The organism is Nocardiopsis halotolerans DSM 44410 (assembly GCF_000341065.1).
GTDB classification, from domain to species: domain Bacteria; phylum Actinomycetota; class Actinomycetes; order Streptosporangiales; family Streptosporangiaceae; genus Nocardiopsis; species Nocardiopsis halotolerans.
Genome location: NZ_ANAX01000113.1, coordinates 1 through 18,465 on the forward strand (window position 1 = coordinate 1; position 18,465 = coordinate 18,465).

Sequence of the window (18,465 nt, forward strand, 5' to 3'; positions counted from 1 at the left end):
CGTGCCCGCCAAGGACTTCCAGGCGGAGGGCTACCTGTTCGTGCCCACCCCGTCGTGGGGATCTGGCACCGACAGCCCGGGGCAGAACACCCCTCCCGATGGTGACCAGCCGGGACCGAAGCCGCCCCCCGCCGCATCCGACGCGCCCAGCCGAACCACCCACACCACGGGCAACGACGTCGGTCACAACGACCGGGGCCAGGTGGTCCAGGCCGGAACGGTCCACGGCGGCGTCTCCTTCGGAGGTACGGTCGATGGCCGCTGACGATTCACGCGACCGGGAGCAGACACCCCCGGGAGAGGAAGCCGGAGCCGACTCCCGGAGCGAGTCCGGTCCGGCCCCGGAGCCCGAGCCCGAAGACCCTCCGCAGGAGTGGCCGTCAGGGAACACGGTCCTCGACAACCGGGGCCAAGTGGTGAGCGCCGGGCGCATCACCGGGGGCGTCCACTACCACGAGAACATCGGCGAGACCACCACGCGCCGCCTCCGCCAGGCCACGCGGATCAGTCATTCACGCGTCGAGGACGTTCTGACTACCTTCTGCCCCAGCGACGCGGGACGTTACGAGACCTTCCTGGCAGAGCTGAAGTCGCACGGTACGGGCGTGATCACCGGTGAGCCGGGATGCGGTCGGAGGATCACCGCGGTACACGCGCTGGCCACGTTGCGAGAGGGTACCCCGATCGAGGAAGTGGTCGTCGACCCCGATTCCCGGGACGCGGGCCTCATCGGTCTCAGTACCGGGTCCGGTCACTCCCGTTTCCTCGATCTCACCCCTCTGGGTAGACCCACACCGATCCAGTACGCGAGGTTGCGGACGCTTGTGGAGGAGGTCCGCGGTTCGGGCGAGTTCTTCGTCATCATCGCGCGCCCGGGACAACGGGACGACTACGTGGCCGAACACCGGGCGTGGCTCCGGATCGACGGCCCGGCGCAAGCCGTGGACGTCTTCCACAGGGCGATGGAGAACCGCTGCGGTATCCGTGCGGCGGATCTGTGGTCCCACCATCCCGACGTGTGCGAGGCCTTGGAGGGAGCCGAGCCCGAGCGGGCCACCCGGCTCGCCCAGGAGGCGGAGCGGGCGCGGCCCCCCTCACCTGTCTCCGAGGAGGAACACACCGCCTGGATCGGCTCGGTGCTCAAGGAATTCGCCGACGCCACGGAGGAACTGACCACCTGGTTCGCCGACCACGACCTGGAGAAGGAGTTCCAACGCGTGCTCCTGGAAGCCGTAGCTCTGCTCGAGGGCGGTGCCCGCGCGACCATCGTCCAACAGGCCCACCGGTTGGCTGGCCTGTGGCGGATTCCGTCGATGTGGCGGACTCCCATCTCGGGGGAGGGGCTCACCGCTCATCTGCGGGAGATCGGCGCCCACGTACGCGAGGACCGGGTTCGCTTCAACCGTCCCGGATTCGGCGACGAGGTACTCGACTACCTGTGGAAAGAACACCCCCGTGCCAGGGACTCTCTACAGGAGTGGGCCAGTGAGGCCGTGTCCAAGCTCGGGTGGAGGGAGAGGGCCGCCTCCGGACAGCGATGGCTGCGTCTGGCTCAGCGCCACGGTGATCCCGCTCCGGTGAGTTCGATGATCGATCACTGGGGAAGCTCCTCCGAGCTGATGTGGGAGGCGGTTCCCGTGATCGCCGAGGCCGCGGTCACGCCCGGGTTGGGTCCGAAGGTGCTCTCCCACCTGTACCGCGTGGCCGTATCGCCCGGGGTTTCGCTGCGAGACCGCACCGTGGTCGAGGTCTGCCGCGTCTACGGACGCGTCCAACCGGGCACCGCCCTGACCCGACTGCGTCACATCGCCGAGAAGGCGTCGGCGACCTGGGAACGGACCCTGGTCCAGGCTCTGGAGGACATCGCCGGTGAACCCGGTAACACCACCGTGGTCCTGGAGGAGCTCACCCGGTGGACGGCGAAGGCGGAGAGGGGACGCCGGGCCTTCGTCGCGGCCCTGGCCCTGGGGCGGATCCTGGCCGACCACCGCGGCGGCACGGTGCCGCGGGTTCTGGAGGAGCTGGAGCGGCGAGAGGTCGCTTCGGACGTCGTGAGCACTGCCTGGGCCGCCTCCGCTTCCGGCGGAACCGAGGTCGGCCGTGCTCTGTGGGCGTGGCTGGACGCGCTGTCCCACAGGCGGGGCGACCCCGGTGCCGCCTCGGAGGTGCTACTGCGCGCCGCCCGGGTTCACGTGCGGTTCTCCCCCGTCCTGGAGAACTCGCTGAGGCGCTGGAGACACGCACACGTCAGAAGAGCGTGGACGGTCGACGAACTGTACCGCGCCCTGGTCGAGCATGAGGAGGAACAGTGATCGGCAAACGTCAGCGCATGCGGGGTGACGTACCCGTCTGGAGCATCGCCTTTCGGGCCCCGGACGAGACACGCGCGTTTCAGGCCCGCTTGCCCAGCCGTTCCGGGGGCATGTGGTTCGAGGCGGCCTTCGAGGCGACGGTCTCCTGGAACGGAGCCGGTGCCCCGGCCCGGACCAGGGCCCTGGCCCGGATCCAGCGCGAGGTCGTCCGCCTCTCCTCCGAACGGAGTGCGCGATTCCACCTAGGAGACCGCGGTACGGCCGAAGCGGACATCGCCTGCGCGCTGGTGGAGGAGTGGTCCCTGGAACAGGAGGAGGTGCGTGAACTCGCGGTGACGGTTGTTCTGACCGTGGATCCAGACGACCTGGCACTGGAACGCGAACGAGAGCGTGTCGGTCCGCAGGAGGAGATTCACGCCGCCCTCCATCAGGCCCGTATGCGGCGGGTGCGGGAACTGCGTCGTGACGTCCTCAGCGACCCTCTCGTCGCACGTGTGTGGTGGTTCGAACAGCACCCGGATCGCCTGAACGAGGTCGACCGGGCCGGTGCTGCCCTCGATCTCATGGCCACACCGGAGGAGAGCGCCGATGATCTCGGGCCCCGACAGGAGGGAGAGGAGGAGTCGGTACTCGACGTCTTCCTGTCCGGCCTCGAGGAATGGGAGCTGCCCGCCGTGCTGGAGCGCCTGACCACCATGCTGGAAGGCTTCGAGAGGCGTGACCTGGCCGACCGTCTGCAACGCAGGTGGAAGGGGGAGGGACACCAGGACCTCTCGTCCGGGCACCTGGGTCACCGCCGCGAAGCCGGAAGGGAGCAGACGACCTCCCCCGGGCACGTCTGATCGACATCTGTGAATGCACACACATCGTTGTGGCGTCAGGTTTATGGTTGGCTTTATTCACAGGCCATGTATCATGATGTTCTCGCTTGTCGATATCCGGGTACACACCTGCACTCCGTCTTCTCCGGGGGTACCTCCATGCCCGCTTCCCCACCACCTCCCGGCCTGTACGGGAACTCCGCGCACATCAGGGTCAGTCCGCGTACACTCGCCGCCTCGCCGGGAGGATGTGCCGCCCACACCGCCTACAAGGCCAGGCCGGGGCTGCGCTCCACCACCTCCCATCGCTCTCGGCGGGGAGCCGCGGGGGAGGACTTCGCGCTCGGCCCGGTCCAGGAGGGCATCGACCTCATGGAGTTCGGCCTCCACGACTCCGGCGCGCACCGGCGTGCTCTTCTCCGCCAGGCGAACCGGCACGCCGGGCTGGCCCGCTTCACCGCGCACGCGGTGAGTCGCTACCTCCCACACGCCCACACGCACGACGACCCCCGTATGCGCCCGGTACGCGGCTACTGGGTGCTGCAACGTAAGGGTGATGGCGGGAACGGGGCGTTGTGGGAGGCATTCGCATGGGGGCGCCGGTACCAGAGCCCCGACGGTTCCGTCCGCGAGTTCCGCTTCCTCCGCACCGGTTCCGCCGACCCCGAACGGCGCAGTACCGCCGAGACGGCACTGGCGGCGCCGGGCACCGCCTACGGCGTTTCCGCTCCCGTTCCGGGGCCGGGGAAGTGGCCCGATCCCTTCAGCGTCGCGGAGAGCCGACAGCCGGTGTCGCGGGTGCGCGTCGCGGAGATCGGTCTCCTCGACGGATCCCGCGCGGAGCTGTTCGAGGGAACCCCGGAGGAGGCCCGCGAGCTCTACGACGAGCATGCCGAGGACCGCCTGCGTGAGGCTGTGAACATGACCGCTCCCACACCCGGCATGGACTGCGCGGACTGCAAGAGGTTCTCCTCCTGCGCGACCGTGCCCAGGGTGCCCGGACTTCTCGGCATCGTTCCCGGCGACGACCGGCCGCGCAGCGTGTCGGCTTCCACACTGCGCTACTTCTCCCGCTGTCCGGCCCAGGCCCGCCTACGGGAGTTGAGACTGCCCAAGGAGGACGAGTACACCCCCGCCAACCAGCGCGGCCAGGCGGTCCACGACTGGCTGGAGAGCAGGCACGCTGCCAGCGACGGAACCGCGTGCTCACCGAAGGACGCGGCTTCGGACTGGTGGCGCGGAACCGGTCACGGGTTGGACGGGGAACAGGCCCGGTTGGGCGCCCGGATGATCCGCCACCACGCTCAGGTCTGCCCCCTGCACACCCCGGTCACCGACGTGCGCCCCGAACCCGCCCTGACCTTCCTCGACCCTGATCCCAACGTGGTCGTGCTGGTCAACCCCGACCTGCTCTACATGGACGAGGGAACCCTCGTCTGGCGGGAGACCAAGACCCTGCACACCGACCGGAGCCACCACGTCCCCGATCCGCTCCACCGGTACCCCCAGTTGGCCCTGGCCGTGGTCCTGCTTGCCGAGGGCGCCCTCGCCAACGACCCCGACGACAGCCGGGTCGAACTGGAGGTCCTCACCCCCGGAGGCGCGGACCTGGTCCCCCTCGATCCGGGAGACCCGAACGAGGTCGGCCGCGCCCGCGAGGTGCTGCACGGCCAGGCGAACGCCTGGTACCGCGAGGAATCCTTTCCCACCCGCCCCGGACCCGCCTGCGGCACCTGCCCGGTCGCCCGCTGGTGCCCCGACCGTATGGAGAAGGTGTCGTGACCGAACGCTTCCTCACCGGCGAGCCGCTCCTTCGCCTCGTCGCCACCGCCCTCGTGCGCATGTCGCGTGTGCGCGAACCGGATAACCCCGTCTACCACCCGACCGTCCAGCGGGCCTACGACCACGTGGTCCTGGAGTGCCTGCGCGCCGGGACCCGGCCACCCGGCAGCGTTCCCGACCTGGTTCGCTGGGCGTCGCGGACCCCGCTCGGAGAGTGGCCCATTCCCGTGCCCGGCTCCGTGCCGCCCGACACCCGTCTGCTCGACCCCGAGACCCGGACCCCCACCCAGCAGTGCGTCGAATGGCTCGTGTCCGCCTACGACGCGGCCGGAGAGCTGTACGAGAACACCATCATGCTCGGCGTCCTGGACGCGACCCGGGCCAGACAGGCACCCGAGGCCTACGTCCTCTTCCGGCGCACCGTCATCACACAACCGGTGCTGACGGGGAACGACCGCAGGTCGCTGATCGCCGACGCCCGACTCAGCTTCCTGGAGGAGCAGATCCGGGCCTCCTGGACCGAGGCCAACCCCCGTCATCTGCGCGACGGTGTCTACACCCTCTGCGCGCGCTGCAACCTGCTCCTGGTCCCGCAACCCGGCGGCGGATGGTACTGCGAGCTGGACCGCTGCTCCCGCAGCGGGCCGCTGCGGCCGGGAAAACGCGTCGAACACGGTACTGAGGGCGGCCTGTACCAGGTCGAACGCCCACTACGCACCTTCGTCACCGGGCCGGGGATGGCGGAGACCGACCTGGAGGAGGCGCTTTCGGCGCTCGGCCTGGACGTGGAGATGTGGCCCGAGTTCGACGCCTACGACCTGCGCGTCACCTTCCCCTCCGGCCGGGTGTGGGCGGTGGACGTCAAGGACCGGGCCAACCCGGCCCTCCTAGGAAGAGGGACGCGCTCCTTCCCCACCCGGCCGCCTCACGACAGGGCCATCCTCGTCGTCCCCCACTACCGGTTCCGGGACCGGGAGGACTACGCCCGCGCCTTCGCACACCACCTTTCCGACGACCTCACCGGACGTGTCCAGCTGCTCAGCGACCGGGAGCTGCTCCGCCAAGCCCGTAAGGAGATGGAGACAGCCCATGCGTGACCGCACCCGCTGGCGCCAGCGCCCGGTCCGGCAGCTGCGCGAGAACTGGCCGGGGAACGCCTCCCTCACCCCGGGGGAGATGCTCGACGTCGAACTCGCCCTGTACCTGACCATCACCGTCGCCCCCGGGTACACCGCGGCCGACACCTGGACGCTCATGGGCGGCTATCCCTACGGCGACGCCTTCCTCCCCGACCTGGGGGAGGCGCAGCGGCTGCGGATCCGCCGTGCCCGCTACTACCTGACCGGCCTGCGCCGCCCCCACGAGTGGGACCTGGTCCTCACCGACTACCTCCGCCTGCCCGTCGAACTCCGGGGCTTCGCGCTGGAGTCCCCGGACGAGGTGCCGCTGCGCAAGGAGGTCTCCTGGGCCCCCGACCGCTTCGCCGACTTCGAGAACGCGCTCACCACGCCCCCGCGCTTCAACCGTCGCACTCTGCCGGTGGCGGGCGCCGGCTCCTACGGTTTCAGCGTCCACGGCCGGAGCCAGGCCGTCACCTTCGGGCAGGAGCTGCTGGACGCGGTCGGAGCCGACCAGGAGGTTCCAGCACACGACCTGGAGGCCCCGCCCCCGGGCGGGGGCGCACCCGTGGAGGTCACGCGTGAGGAACTGCGCGCCGCAGCCAAACACATGGACGAACTGGAGGCCCGCGACCCGTTCGGCAAGCCCAGCCGGTGGCTCAAGCGGCTGGAACGGGTGGAGTTGCTACTGCGGGACGAGGAACAGGGACGTTTCCGCGAGCAGGACGTCTTCAGCGTCCGAGGGCTCTGCCACCTGGTGGGCATGGTCGGCGCGGGTAAGTCCACCCTGCGTGACATCCTCACCTTCTGGGCCGTCGTCGAACGCGGTCTGCGCGTCACCCTCGTCGTGCCCGACGTCGCCGAGACCCTGCACACGGTCAACCGCCTGGTGCGCCTGGGACTCTCCGCCGCCCCGGTCCTCGGCGCCACCACCCGGGACAAGCACCTGGGCCGTCTGCACCGCAGAGTGGCCAACGCCGGAGCCGGATCCCTGCTCGACCACGACGACCCCGCCTTCGCGCACCTGAGTACCGCCTGTGCGGTCGACGCCCTGCGCGGCCTGGACACCGTCACCCCCCTCGAAACGGGACAGGCCCCGTGCCAGGGCCTGACACCGATCACGAAACGCACTGACCGGGGTCCCACGGACCCTCTGGCCGCCGACGAGAGCACGGAGGACCGCGAGGAAAAGCCGGGCAAGGCCCACACCTGTCCCCTGTGGCGGGCCTGCCCCCCCCCCCCCCNCGAGCTCGTCACCGCCTCGGTCTGGGTCACCACGCCTGCCGGACTCGTCTTCAGCGGCGCGCCCCTCCAGGTCGGCGCTGAACGGCTGCGCTACCTCGAACTCGCCTGCCGCCGCAGCGACCTGATCGTCGTCGACGAGGCCGACCAGGTGCAGTTGCGGCTGGACAACGCCTTCGCCCCCTCGGAGACCCTCATCGGCAGCCGGGCCGCCAACTCCTGGCTGGACGAGGTCACCCGGCACAAGGTCGCCGAGCTCTCCGGTCTGGAGGGTCGTCGGCGCCTGACCAAGCGGGACGTGGACGACTGGACCAGCGCCTCCGACACGGTGACCACGGCCACCAACCGCTGCTACTCACTGCTGGTCAACAACGCCGATCTGCGCACGTGGATCACCCAGGACTACTTCAGCGCCTTCACCCTGCACGAGTGGCTCATCAGCAACTGGTTCCCCGACGTCGTCGGTTCCGGCGACACGGAGGGGGAGCAGGCAGCCGAACCGCCCGCTCCCGGGCGAACGGCCGCCATGGAACACGTCAGTGAGATCCTCAGCCGCTTCCGCGACGATCCGCTCCAGGAGAGCGGATCCCGAGGAGAGGACGACCGGGCCACCCCTTGGGCCAACCGCATCACCCGCCTGACGCTGGAGCTTTTGCACCCGAACCGGCCCGCCGCGGCCCGCCCCCGCTTGAAGGCGCTCCTCACCGAACTCCTGGGCACGACGGACGTGGACGACTATCTCGCCCCCTTCGAGTTCACCCTCCTGCTGGCGGTGCTGCACCATCGGCTCAACATCATGACCACCCTGTGGCCGCGTGTGGAGGCCGCCCTCAACCTGCACGGGACCGCCAACGTGATCTCCCGCAGGCCGCCCCGGGACTACGACCCCGTCATCCCCGAATCCCCCATGGGTAACGTCCTGGGCTTCCAGTTCAAGCAGGAGGAGCGCGTCCACGACGGTGGTGGGCGCAGTGGTGAACTGCGCTTCTTCCGTTGCGGCGGGGTCGGCCGGGAGCTGCTCACCGCCCTGCCGCACCTGCCCGAGGTCGACGACCGGCCCGGTCCCAACGTGCTGCTGATGTCCGGGACCAGCTGGGCCGGGAAGTCCACCCGCTACCACATCCACGCTCCGGTGGACGCGATCCTGCGCCCCCACCGCGACGAGGTCGCCGCCATCGAGGGGACCCGGTTCGAGAAGCTCCTGCTGACCTGGCCGGGCACCTCCGCGCCGCTGCGCCTGTCGGGCAACACCACCCAGCAGAGCCGCGACAACACCCTCGAACAGATGCTGCACCAGCTCGCGGTCCCCGACCGCTCCCTTCCCGGCGCCAGCAGCATCCTCCAGGACGAGCTCGACGACCTGCCCGAGGGGCGCAAGCGCCTCCTGCTGCTGGTGGGCAGTTACGAACAGGCCCGCAAGGCCTGGGAGTACCTCAACAATGTGCCCGAATGGCGCAACCGCGTCATCCGACTCGTCTCCGACGACACCGACCTCGACGACACGTGGACCGTGCTGCGCCGCGGTGACGTGTCCGCTTTCCCGGACGGGGACGGACAGATCCTCGTCGCGCCCCTGCTGGCCGTGGAACGCGGACACAACATCGTCCTGCCCGACGGCCGAGCCGCCATCGGCACGGTCTACTTCCTCAACCGCCCCCACCCGCGTCCGGACGACATCTCCCTGGCCGTGCAGTCCATCCACGACTGGGCGGTCCGGCAGATCCGCGGCATCGACCGGGCCTTCCTCGACGAGGCGAGGAAGGCGGGCAGCCCGGACCTGGCGGGGCGCGACTTCCGCGCCAAGGCCCGTAAGGAGTGGACCCGGCTGCTCACCCGCCGCATGTCCTGGAGCAGTCTCAAAGAGACCGAGAAGACCGCCTTCACGTGGGACCAGCTCGTCGTCATCTGGCAGGTCGTCGGCCGCCTGGTCCGCGGAGGGGTGCCCGCGCGTGCGGTGTTCGTCGACTCCGCCTTCTTCCCCGAAGAGGCCCGGCAGGGCACCGACACTCCCAGAACCGGCCTGCTGGTGGCCATGCGAGAGGTCCTGCGCCCCTATATCGAGGGCGTGGACGACACCGAACCGATCGACCGCTCCCTCGTGGAGTCCCTCTACGGGCCCCTGTACCAGGCCCTCGACGAGCTCGACTGCTGACCGGCCACGTCAAGGAGACCGACAATCATGGCTTACAAGGCGATTCGCACCGCCGCCTTCGTTCCGGCGAGCGGCATCGGAGAACTCCGCAACGACCTGTACACCCTGACCTTCCCCGAGGAATGGCGCCAGAGCGTGCTGGACCTCTACGCGGGGCTGCGGCCCGAGAAGGCGCGCGGCCGGATCCTGGAGTACGGGAGCGTACCGATCCGCCGCCTCAACCAGTTGTTGCGCGCCGTCGCCCCCGGCCTGGTGTCGGTGGGACCGAAGGCACCCGCCAACACCGACAGTCCCTGGCTCTACTCGGAGACCCCCTTCGACACCGAGGCGATGCGCCGGTATGTCAACGTGTGGCTGGACGACCTGGCTCCGAGGGAGAAGGGCACCGATCGGGCCGTCGCCGAGGCCTACCGCCCCACGCTCGACGCCCTCCAGCGGATGGACCCGGCCCAGCTCACCTGGGAGCGCACCACCGTCGACCTGCTGAGCGCCGAGGTCTCCGACGGGGGGACCTGCGTTCCCGACCGCATCCTGTACCGGCTGCTGCCCGAGTACGCCGCTTCCCGGGTGGCCGCCGCCGAGCCGTACGAGTTCGGCGGTCGCCGGGTCCACTGGCACCGGTCCGCCGGAAGCAGTGAGTACGCCGAGTTGGTTTCCGACGTCCTCAGCTACACGCCCAGGGGGCGAGAGCACACCGGCAAGCCCTGGTACTACTCCGGCTACCTGCGCTTCTACCTGCGCACCGAGGAGTTCTCCCCGGTGCCGCGGCTGTACGTACAGTCAGGGATCCACCGCTGGGTCAGCGGTAAGGCGAAGTTCCAGGGCTCCCGGGACGTCAGTGCCTATCTGCTCGCCGATGACACCCTGCTGCCGGGCGCGTCCACCCCAGGCCGCTACGCGGTGGCGGACCTGTACCGCGATCCGCGTACGGAGAAGACCCAGTGGCGTCTTGGCGGGACGATGGGCATGCTCAGGAAACTGGCGGTCACCGACACCTTCCCCGACCCGGAGGTCCTGGCCAAGGACGCCACCTCGTCGCTGGAGGAGGGGCAGGGACCGCGTATCGCCCTGACCCACCACACCACCATGGGATCCCACAAGGTCGGCACCGGCCTGATGCCCGAGGAACGTCGTCGCCTGACGGAGTGGGTGTCGGACATTCTCGCTCCTGACCTTGTCCTCGCGCCCGACCTGCGCAAGATCGCCGTTCCCCGAAGGGCGGTGGCCAGGGAATCGGTGCTGGAGAAGAAGACGCAAGGGAATGAGGAGAAGAGGGCCCTCGCTCTGCGCAACGCCGAGCGCCGCCGTGCCGAGGTGGCCGAGGCCCTCCAGGGAGAGCATCTGTCCGCTCTCGTGCTGTACCAGAACGAGGACATGCGGGACCGGTTGATCGGCGCGGCGGAGAGGTCGCTCAACCTCGCCGGTCACCGCCGTGAACAGGGACCTGAGAGGTGGACCTGGCAGACCCCGGACCTGGCCGTCCACCTGGTCGCCCGGGAGGCGGGTCGCCTCACGTCACGACTCGGAGGAGACGACAGGCCCAAACGGGGTGAGGAGTTCGAGCGGGCCGCCGCCGAACGCCGCTCCCTGGTCAGGGAGGCCGTCCAGGAGACCATCGCCGCTAGCGGCGTGAACGCCACCCTCGCCCTCGTGGAACTGGACGGAGGTAAGTCCTCCACCGGAAGGAAGCGCTTCACCCCAACCCGTGATCCCAAGGGCGCGATTCGCACCGGCTGTGCCGAAGCCGGTCTGGTCAGTCAGTTCGTCCGTCCCATCGACCTGGAGAGGGAGGAGGAGAGCAAGAAGCGCGGGGGGAAGAAGTTCGACGCCGAGGAAGACGCTCAACACCGGGCGGAGGCGGCCTGGAGCGACGGACTGCGTCAGCTCGGCACCACACTCGTACCCCGTGTCGCCTCGGGCGGCGCCCTCCCCGACGATCTGGCTCAGATCGCCTTCTGGATGGTTCGTCGCAATGTCGCGAGCGGGAGCACCTTCTCCCAGTTCACCCCGGTGGCGCTGCTGAGCCGTGGTGAGGGCCCGGTTCTGGGGCGTACCCCCGACCACGAGGGATGGGTGCCCTACCCCCAGCTGCTGCGGGATCTGACCGGCCGGATCAAGGAGGAGGACGAACGCACGGCGTGGCAGCAGACCGCCCTGGTCGCCTCGTTCGTGCGTACCACCCTCTACCAGTTCCGCAGGGCGGACACCCTGGTTATGGCGCACGCGCAGAACGCCCGCAACCGGTGGCCGTGGCTGGGTAACGGCAGGATCGTCCTTGACCGCGTGGCCTTGGGCAACGGTGAGGCCAAGGGCCTGTCCACGCTCGGGCGCAGGCTGCGCTTCGTCCGCGTGACCTCCGCGGAGCGAGCGGAGACACCGCAGTGGTGGGCGCCCGTCGAGGAGGGGGCCGCCGGGTTCGCCAAGGGGCTGTGGCGTTCGGACACCGACCCCACTGGGCGGGTCTTCCACAGCGTCGGTGAGAAGCCGGGGACCGCCAAGACCCACAAGGAAGTCACCAAGCTCACCCCGCACACCATCGACCATGAGGACAAGGGGGGAGAACCGGCCGAACGCGACATGCACGTGCCCACCGCCGAGGCGCGCACCCCGCAGATCCTGCGGCTCGCCCTGGCCGGGCTTCTACCCGACGACGATCCGGCGGCCTGGGCGATGTTCCTGCACATGCAGCGCGACGGCGAGGACTACCGCGAGGACCTGGCCCTTCCGGCCCTGCTGCACCTGGCCGCCAAGACCAACGAGTACGCCCTGCCCTACGAGGCGAATGAGGCCGACGAGGAGGAAGGAGAAGGAGGGGAGGGCAAGGGGCCGGAGCAGATGACGCTGTTCGACCTGGCCTGAGCCGGTACGGCGGGTCTGCTGGTTACCAGCGGACCCGCACGGGCCGTCAGGCACCGGGGGAATGGCTCGGGCCAGCGAGTGACTTCATGAACCGGACGGTGGCCTCCGGCTCCGGGGGGTCGATGCGCCGCCGCTTCCAGTTCCGGAAACGCCCGGACCAGCCGTGCCGGGGATATGCACGAGGTGCTGCCAACCACCCCCGTGAATGGCCGGGTCATTCCCGCCGCTTCCTCGAACCACCGGGACGCACGGACTGGATGGTCTTCCCCGTTTCCGTGACGTACCAGAAGTCCCAGCCGTTACGGGACGGGACGGTCTCCCGGTCCCCGCCGTTCCGGCCCCTCTCCGGGGAGAGGTGAGAGATCACGGCACCGGCCGCACTGCTGGGCTTGGTGAAGACCCGCCCGTTCCACGGAGGAGAAGTGATGGTGAGCTTTCCGCTCAGGGGATCCAACAGGCCTTCCACCCGTTGGCCCTTGTACTTGGCGTACACCGCGACGGTCGCCCCGTCCCCCGCCTCCGCCTTCCACGCGAGCGGGCCGTCGGACGCCGAGTCGGCCCACTCCAGCAGTTCGCGTACCGCGCCGGACCGGTCCGTTCCGAAGAGGGCGGCGATGGCACCGAGCGTCCGGTGGTCCTCGTGAGACACCTTGATCTGTGGCATGGGCACCAAACTCGCACGTTCGGAGTCCCGCCGGGGTCCGATCGGCGAATCCTCCGGGTCGGTGTTACTTGATGGCCGCAAGTGGCCAGAGTTCCGAAAGGGACTTTGGTCCCGGCTCAAAACCCAGGTCAGCGGCGCTAACCTGGAGCGGCAGACCGCGCGTTCCCCCGGCTCCCGCGCGCGGCCCCCGGTGGTATTGGCAGGCCCGCAGTGAAACCCCTGACTTCCTCCGATCCCCGTACCCTCGGCGGCATCGAACTCCTCGGCAGGCTCGGTCAGGGCGGCATGGGCATGGTCTACGTCGGCCGCACCTCCGAGGACGTCCCGGTCGCGGTCAAGACCCTGCACGCCGGGCACCTGGACCGCGACGACCTGCGCGAGCGCTTCGACCGCGAGTCCACCGCCCTGGGCATGGTCCAGGGACCCGGCGTCGCCGCCCTCGTGGCGGTCTCCGAACCCGGCGACGAGACGCCGTGGCTGGCCATGGAGTACGTCCCCGGCCTGGACCTGGCCACCTACCTGGAACGCCACGACCCCCTGGACGCGGTCACCGGCGCCGCCCTGGGGCTGGTCCTGGCCTCGGCCCTGACCGAGATCCACACCGCCGGTCTGCTGCACCGCGACCTCAAGCCCGCCAACGTCATGCTCGGTCCCGACGGGCCCCGCGTCGTCGACTTCGGCCTCGTGGCCATCGGCGGAGCGGGCGGCGACCTGACCGTGACCAACATGCGGCTGGGCACTCCGCGCTTCATGGCGCCCGAGCAGTTCACCGCCCCCACCGAGGTGACCGCGGCGGCCGACGCGTACGCCCTGGGCGTGGTCCTGGCCTACGCCACCTCCGGGCGCTATCCCTACAACGGCGCCACCCCCGAGGCCATCGGCATGGCCGCGCTCAACCCCGACCTCGCCCCCGAACTGTCCCGGGTCCCGGACGCCCTGCTCCCACTGGTCACCGAACTGATGGCGATCAAGCCCGCGGACCGACCGGCCCTGGCCGACGTGCGCGCCCGGCTGACCGAGTTCCTCGCGGCCGAGGGGCTCTCCCCGGGCGCCGCCCGCGCCCGGCTGGCCGAGCGCACCCACGTGAAGGGCACCGGGATCACCGACACGGTCCCGCCCGCCACCCGCCCCGCGGCCACCACCCGTCCCGCCACGGCCCCGCCGCCGACCGGAACCGGGACCCGGCTCGCGGCCCGCACGGCCGCCCGGTTGCGCAGGGCCTACGCGCGCCCCGCCGCCTGAGCGGATTCCGGATCACCATCCGGCTGGTCACCATCTGAGAACACCGCCAACCGCCACCGGCCCCGGCGCGTGTAATCGGAACAACAAGAACACCGCAGTGGACAGTGAGGGTCGTTCCTTGACCGCAGAAGCAGACGCCGCACGCACCAGCCCCTTCGCCCCGGGCGCGCGCGTGGAGGTGCGCGACGCCGAGTGGATGGTGCGCACCTGCACCCCCGCGGGCTCCGAACAGGACGGGCACATGGTCCGCGCGGTCGGGGTCTCGGAGTTCGTCCGGGGCGAGGACGCGGTGTTCTTCACCGGCATCGAACGCGTCGCCGCCCTCGACCCCGAGCGGACCCGCCTGGTCCACGACGACTCCCCCGGCTACGCCCAGAGCCGCCTGTACCTGGAGTCTGTGCTGCGCCGCACCCCGCTGCCCCAGTCCGAGCGCCGCCTGGCCATGCCCGGCAAGTTCCTGCTCAAGGACCTCGTCTACCAGCAGCGCCCCGCCGAACTCGCCCTGCGCGGCCTGCGCCCGCGCGTGCTCGTCGCCGACGTGGTGGGCCTGGGCAAGACCCTGGAGATCGGCCTGACCCTGGCCGAACTCATCCGGCGCGGACGCGGCGAGCGCATCCTCGTCGTCACCCCGCAGCAGGTCCTGGAGCAGTTCCAGCAGGAGCTGTGGACCCGCTTCGCGATCCCTCTCGTGCGCCTGGACTCGGTCGGCCTGGAGCGCATCCAGCGCGACATCCCCGCCGGACGCAACCCCTTCCTGTACTTCAAGCGCGCCATCATCTCCGTCGACACCCTCAAGAACCAGGGCAAGTACGGCCAGCACCTGCGCAGCATGCACTGGGACGCGGTCGTCATCGACGAGTCGCACAACCTCATCAACGAGGGCAACCTGCGCAACCAGCTCGCCCGGCTGCTCGCCGCCCAGACCGACGCCCTCCTACTGGCCTCGGCCACCCCGCACAACGGCGACTCCAGGTCCTTCGCCGAACTCATCCGCCTGCTGGACCCGGCCGCCATCGCCGACCCCGAGAACTACGGCGCCGAGGAGATCGAACACCTCTACATCCGCCGCACCAAGATCCACCCCGAGGTGCGCGCGGAGATGGGCGAGGACTGGCCCGAGCGCGGCCCCTCCCTGTCGGTGCGCTGCGCCGCCACCCCCGCCGAGGAGGACGTCTTCGCCGAACTCGCCCGGGTGTGGATGGCCGGGGACGCCCGCGAGGGCGGCCCGGTGGTGCGAAAAGAGCGCCGCCTGTTCCCCTACACCCTGCTCAAGGTGTTCCTGTCCTCGCACGTGGCCCTGGCCACCACGGTCGCCAACCGCATGAAGACCATCACGCACAAGGACACCGGCCGCCTCAGGGACGGCGAGGACGAGCGCGAGTACGCGGCCCTGCGCACCCTGGGCGACCTGGCCGGGAAGATCGACGCCTCCAACTCCGCGAAGTTCCAGACCCTCCTCACCCAGCTCAGGGAGATCGGGGTCGGCAAGGGGAGCGACACCCGCGCCGTCGTCTTCTCCGAGTCCGTGCCCACCCTGACGTGGCTGCACGAGACCCTGCCCAAGGCACTGGGGCTGAAGGCCGACCAGGTGGCCCTGATGCACGGCGGCCTGTCCGACACCGAACAACAGCGCCTCATCAGCGACTTCGCCCTGGAGGACAGCAAGGTCCGGGTTCTGGTCACCGGCGACGTGGCCTCCGAGGGCGTCAACCTGCACCGCCAGTGCCACCACCTCATCCACTACGACCTGCCCTGGTCGCTCATCCGCATCGAGCAGCGCAACGGCCGCATCGACCGCTTCGGCCAGAAGCACGAACCCCAGTTCCGCGCGCTCGTCCTGGAGACGGCGACCGAGGGAGCGATGGACGACACCTCGGTGGCCGAGAAGCTGCTGCACAGGGAGGACGAGGCCCACCGCGCCATGGGCACCGCCGAGACGGTCACCGGCCTGCACAGCGCCAAGAAGGAGGAGGACCGCCTCGTCCAGGACCTGCTCAAAGGCCGCACCGTGGACGAGTCCATCGACGCCACCCCCGCGCAGGACGACGACGGCGGCTGGGTGGGCGACCTCCTCTTCGGTGACGTGGGCGTGCCCGATGAGGCCCCCGCCCCCGAGCGCGCCCCCGAACCCCAGCTGTTCGACTCCACCGAGCAGTTCGTCCGCGCCGCCCTGGACACCGTCGCCAGCGACGTGGCCGTCGACGACGACGGACGCATCCTCGCCTTCGAACCGCCCCGGGACCTGGCCGACCGCCTGAGCGCCCTGCCCGGCGACTACTTGCGCAAACTCAGGGTGAAGGAGCGCCTGCGCGTCACCTTCGACCCCGAGCACGCCCTGAAGCGGCTCGACGAGGCCCGCGCCACCAAGACCACCTGGCCCGACACCGGCTACGTCAGCGACCTGCACCCGCTGGTGGAGTGGCTGGTGGACAAGGTGCAGGTACGCACCCAGCGCAACCAGGCCTGGGTCATCCGGGCGCCGAAGGCCACCGGACCCGTCTTCCTGGTCCAGGGCACCTACTCCAACGAACTCGGGCAACCCACCGTCGTGGAGTGGATGGCCGTCACCGGCCTGCCCGGCGCACCGCGCGTGGAGGACATGTTCGAGGCCCTCCAGAAGGCGGGCGTGGGCTCGGGCATGGTCAACACCGGCCGGGCCGAGGACCTGTCCGCCCTCCAGGAACTGGTGCCCGACGCGGTCCGCGCCGCACGCGCCCACCTGGAGGAGCGCAGCGACGCCTACGCCGCCCGTATCGAGGAGGACCTGGCCCGGCCCGAGCAGCGGCTGAAGGAGTGGCGGCAGCTCAGCCTGGAGGGTTTGGGCGAGGGCCGACAGAAGGAGCGGGGACGGGTGCACGACACCGTCGCCGAGCAGGAACGGTTGATGCGCAGGATGCGCACGTCGGGTGAGCCGCTGCTGCGCGTGCTGGCCGTGGTGAAGGGGGAGAACTGAGCATGGGTTACGACTCGCTGGTCAACCGGGGAGAGTACTTCTCCGCCCACTACCTGGCCGAGGTACTGCCCAAGCACCTCAAGGGCAAGGACGGCCCCTTCCGGGAGTGGGCCGAACGCGAGAGCGCCGACAACAAGCTGCCCAGGGAGGAGCGCTCCTCCGAACCGGTGACCCCGCGCCAGGGGCTGCGCCGACTCAAGGGACGCTACTTCGCCGACCGGCAGGCCCTCGCCGACTTCACCGAGCAGCTGCGGGAGGGCGAAGGCACGCCGGGCCCCGCCGCGGTCGCCGCCCAGACCGAACGCCTGCACTCCCTGCACCGCGACGTGCTCACCGCGCTCGGCTTCACCCCCAAGGACGCACCCGCCGAGAGCCTCTTCGAGCACGGCGACCAGCCCGTCCCCGTCCGGCTGGCCCTGCACGAGACCACCGTGGCCGCCGTCGAGTGCGGCTGGGCCCCCGACACCGACGCCGCTATGGACCCCGACGGCGCCGGGTGGCTCCTGGACCCGGTGGACCTCGGCGGACGCGAGCGGATCACCCTGGGCACCAAACTGGTGTCCTGGCTCTTCGCCCGTGACGAGAACCTGCGTTACGTCCTCGTCCTCGCGGGCGGCGTGGTGGTCCTCGCCGACCGCTCGGTGTGGGGCGAGGGCCGCTACCTGGCCGTCAGCCTGGACACCGCCCTGGGCCGGGGCGACAACGACGAACTCGGCACCATCGCCGCGCTCTTCGGCGCCCAGGCGCTCCTGCCCTCGGAGGACGGCGGCGTCGAGGCCATCGCCGCCCTCGTCGACGCCTCCCGCCAGCACGCCGTGGGCGTGTCCAAGGAGCTGCGCGAGGGCTTGCAGCGCTCGGTCGAGATCATCGCCAACGAGGTCCTGGCCCGCCTGCGCGACCAGGGCGTGGACCCCGAGCGGATCGACACCCGCTCCAACCGCACCTTCGCCGACGAGCTGGCCCGCCAGTCGCTGCGCTACCTCTACCGGATCCTGTTCCTGCTCTACGCCGAGGCCCGCCCCGAACTGGGCGTGGTGCCCGCCAAGGACGAGGCGTACGTGCGCGGGTACAGCATGGCGCGCCTGGGCGACCTGGTCGTCAACGACCTGGTGGGGGAGGAGGCGCGTAACAGCACGCACCTGTACCAGTCGCTGGACCTGCTGTTCCGCATGGTCAACGAGGGCCACAACCCGCGCGGGCACGTCCTGGACGAGGAGGAGGCCGAGGGGCTGTCGGAGGGCGACGGGCTGCGCTTCGAGCCGTTGAGGGCGGACCTGTTCGACCCCGAGCGGACGCGGCTGATCGGCGACCGGCTGGCGC

Annotated in this window: 9 protein-coding genes and 1 pseudogene; 9 read left to right on the forward strand and 1 reads right to left on the reverse strand. The window is 70.3% G+C overall.

The features are described from left to right. The 7 genes and pseudogenes from D455_RS29760 to D455_RS0108920 all read left to right on the forward strand — a co-directional run. Nucleotides 1–265, forward strand: a pseudogene (locus tag D455_RS29760) (hypothetical protein); the annotation flags it as partial. Further along, on the forward strand, nucleotides 255–2,312 hold the full coding sequence (locus tag D455_RS0108895) for a hypothetical protein (protein ID WP_017570384.1): 2,058 nt from the start codon (nucleotides 255–257) through the stop codon (nucleotides 2,310–2,312). The pseudogene D455_RS29760 and the gene D455_RS0108895, both read left to right, overlap by 11 nt. Beyond that, a complete protein-coding gene (locus D455_RS29770; RefSeq protein ID WP_017570385.1) occupies nucleotides 2,309–3,154 on the forward strand; it encodes a hypothetical protein in 846 nt (281 codons plus the stop codon). Before D455_RS0108895 ends, D455_RS29770 begins: the two co-directional genes overlap by 4 nt. 138 nt (nucleotides 3,155–3,292) lie before the next feature. Continuing rightward, nucleotides 3,293–4,915: a PD-(D/E)XK nuclease family protein gene (locus D455_RS35235; protein ID WP_026122459.1), complete on the forward strand. Its 1,623-nt coding sequence runs from the start codon at nucleotides 3,293–3,295 to the stop codon at nucleotides 4,913–4,915. Beyond that, nucleotides 4,912–6,012: a pPIWI_RE_Y domain-containing protein gene (locus D455_RS0108910; RefSeq protein ID WP_017570387.1), complete on the forward strand. Its 1,101-nt coding sequence runs from the start codon at nucleotides 4,912–4,914 to the stop codon at nucleotides 6,010–6,012. Before D455_RS35235 ends, D455_RS0108910 begins: the two co-directional genes overlap by 4 nt. Then, nucleotides 6,005–9,427 carry a pPIWI_RE_Z domain-containing protein gene (locus D455_RS0108915; RefSeq protein WP_017570388.1) on the forward strand — a complete coding sequence of 1,141 codons (3,423 nt, stop codon included), beginning with the start codon at nucleotides 6,005–6,007 and terminating at the stop codon, nucleotides 9,425–9,427. Before D455_RS0108910 ends, D455_RS0108915 begins: the two co-directional genes overlap by 8 nt. 27 nt (nucleotides 9,428–9,454) lie before the next feature. Next, nucleotides 9,455–12,286 (forward strand): pPIWI_RE module domain-containing protein, encoded by a 2,832-nt coding sequence (locus D455_RS0108920; protein WP_017570389.1) that lies wholly within the window; start codon nucleotides 9,455–9,457, stop codon nucleotides 12,284–12,286. Nucleotides 12,287–12,500: 214 nt separating this feature from the next. Here the strand turns inward: D455_RS0108920 and D455_RS32145 are convergent, their stop codons facing one another. Next, complete coding sequence (locus D455_RS32145; RefSeq protein WP_017570390.1) at nucleotides 12,501–12,950, reverse strand: hypothetical protein; 450 nt, start codon at nucleotides 12,948–12,950, stop codon at nucleotides 12,501–12,503. Between the two features lie 210 nt (nucleotides 12,951–13,160). Between D455_RS32145 and D455_RS29780 the strand changes: the two genes are divergently transcribed. Together D455_RS29780 and D455_RS0108935 are read left to right on the forward strand one after the other, a co-directional pair. After that, nucleotides 13,161–14,192 (forward strand): serine/threonine-protein kinase, encoded by a 1,032-nt coding sequence (locus D455_RS29780; RefSeq protein ID WP_051064605.1) that lies wholly within the window; start codon nucleotides 13,161–13,163, stop codon nucleotides 14,190–14,192. 118 nt (nucleotides 14,193–14,310) lie between these two features. Beyond that, nucleotides 14,311–17,145, forward strand: a complete 2,835-nt coding sequence (locus D455_RS0108935; RefSeq protein WP_040684738.1) for a DEAD/DEAH box helicase — start codon at nucleotides 14,311–14,313, stop codon at nucleotides 17,143–17,145. Nucleotides 17,146–18,465: the final 1,320 nt, after the last annotated feature.

What these genes read in the sequence shown, in the direction of transcription:
- D455_RS0108895 (WP_017570384.1), top strand. Translation starts at nt 255, where the DNA reads ATGGCCGCTGACGATTCACGCGACCGGGAGCAGACACCCCCGGGAGAG.
- D455_RS35235 (WP_026122459.1), top strand. Translation starts at nt 3,293, where the DNA reads ATGCCCGCTTCCCCACCACCTCCCGGCCTGTACGGGAACTCCGCGCAC.
- D455_RS0108920 (WP_017570389.1), top strand. Translation starts at nt 9,455, where the DNA reads ATGGCTTACAAGGCGATTCGCACCGCCGCCTTCGTTCCGGCGAGCGGC.
- D455_RS32145 (WP_017570390.1), bottom strand. Translation starts at nt 12,950, where the DNA reads ATGCCACAGATCAAGGTGTCTCACGAGGACCACCGGACGCTCGGTGCC.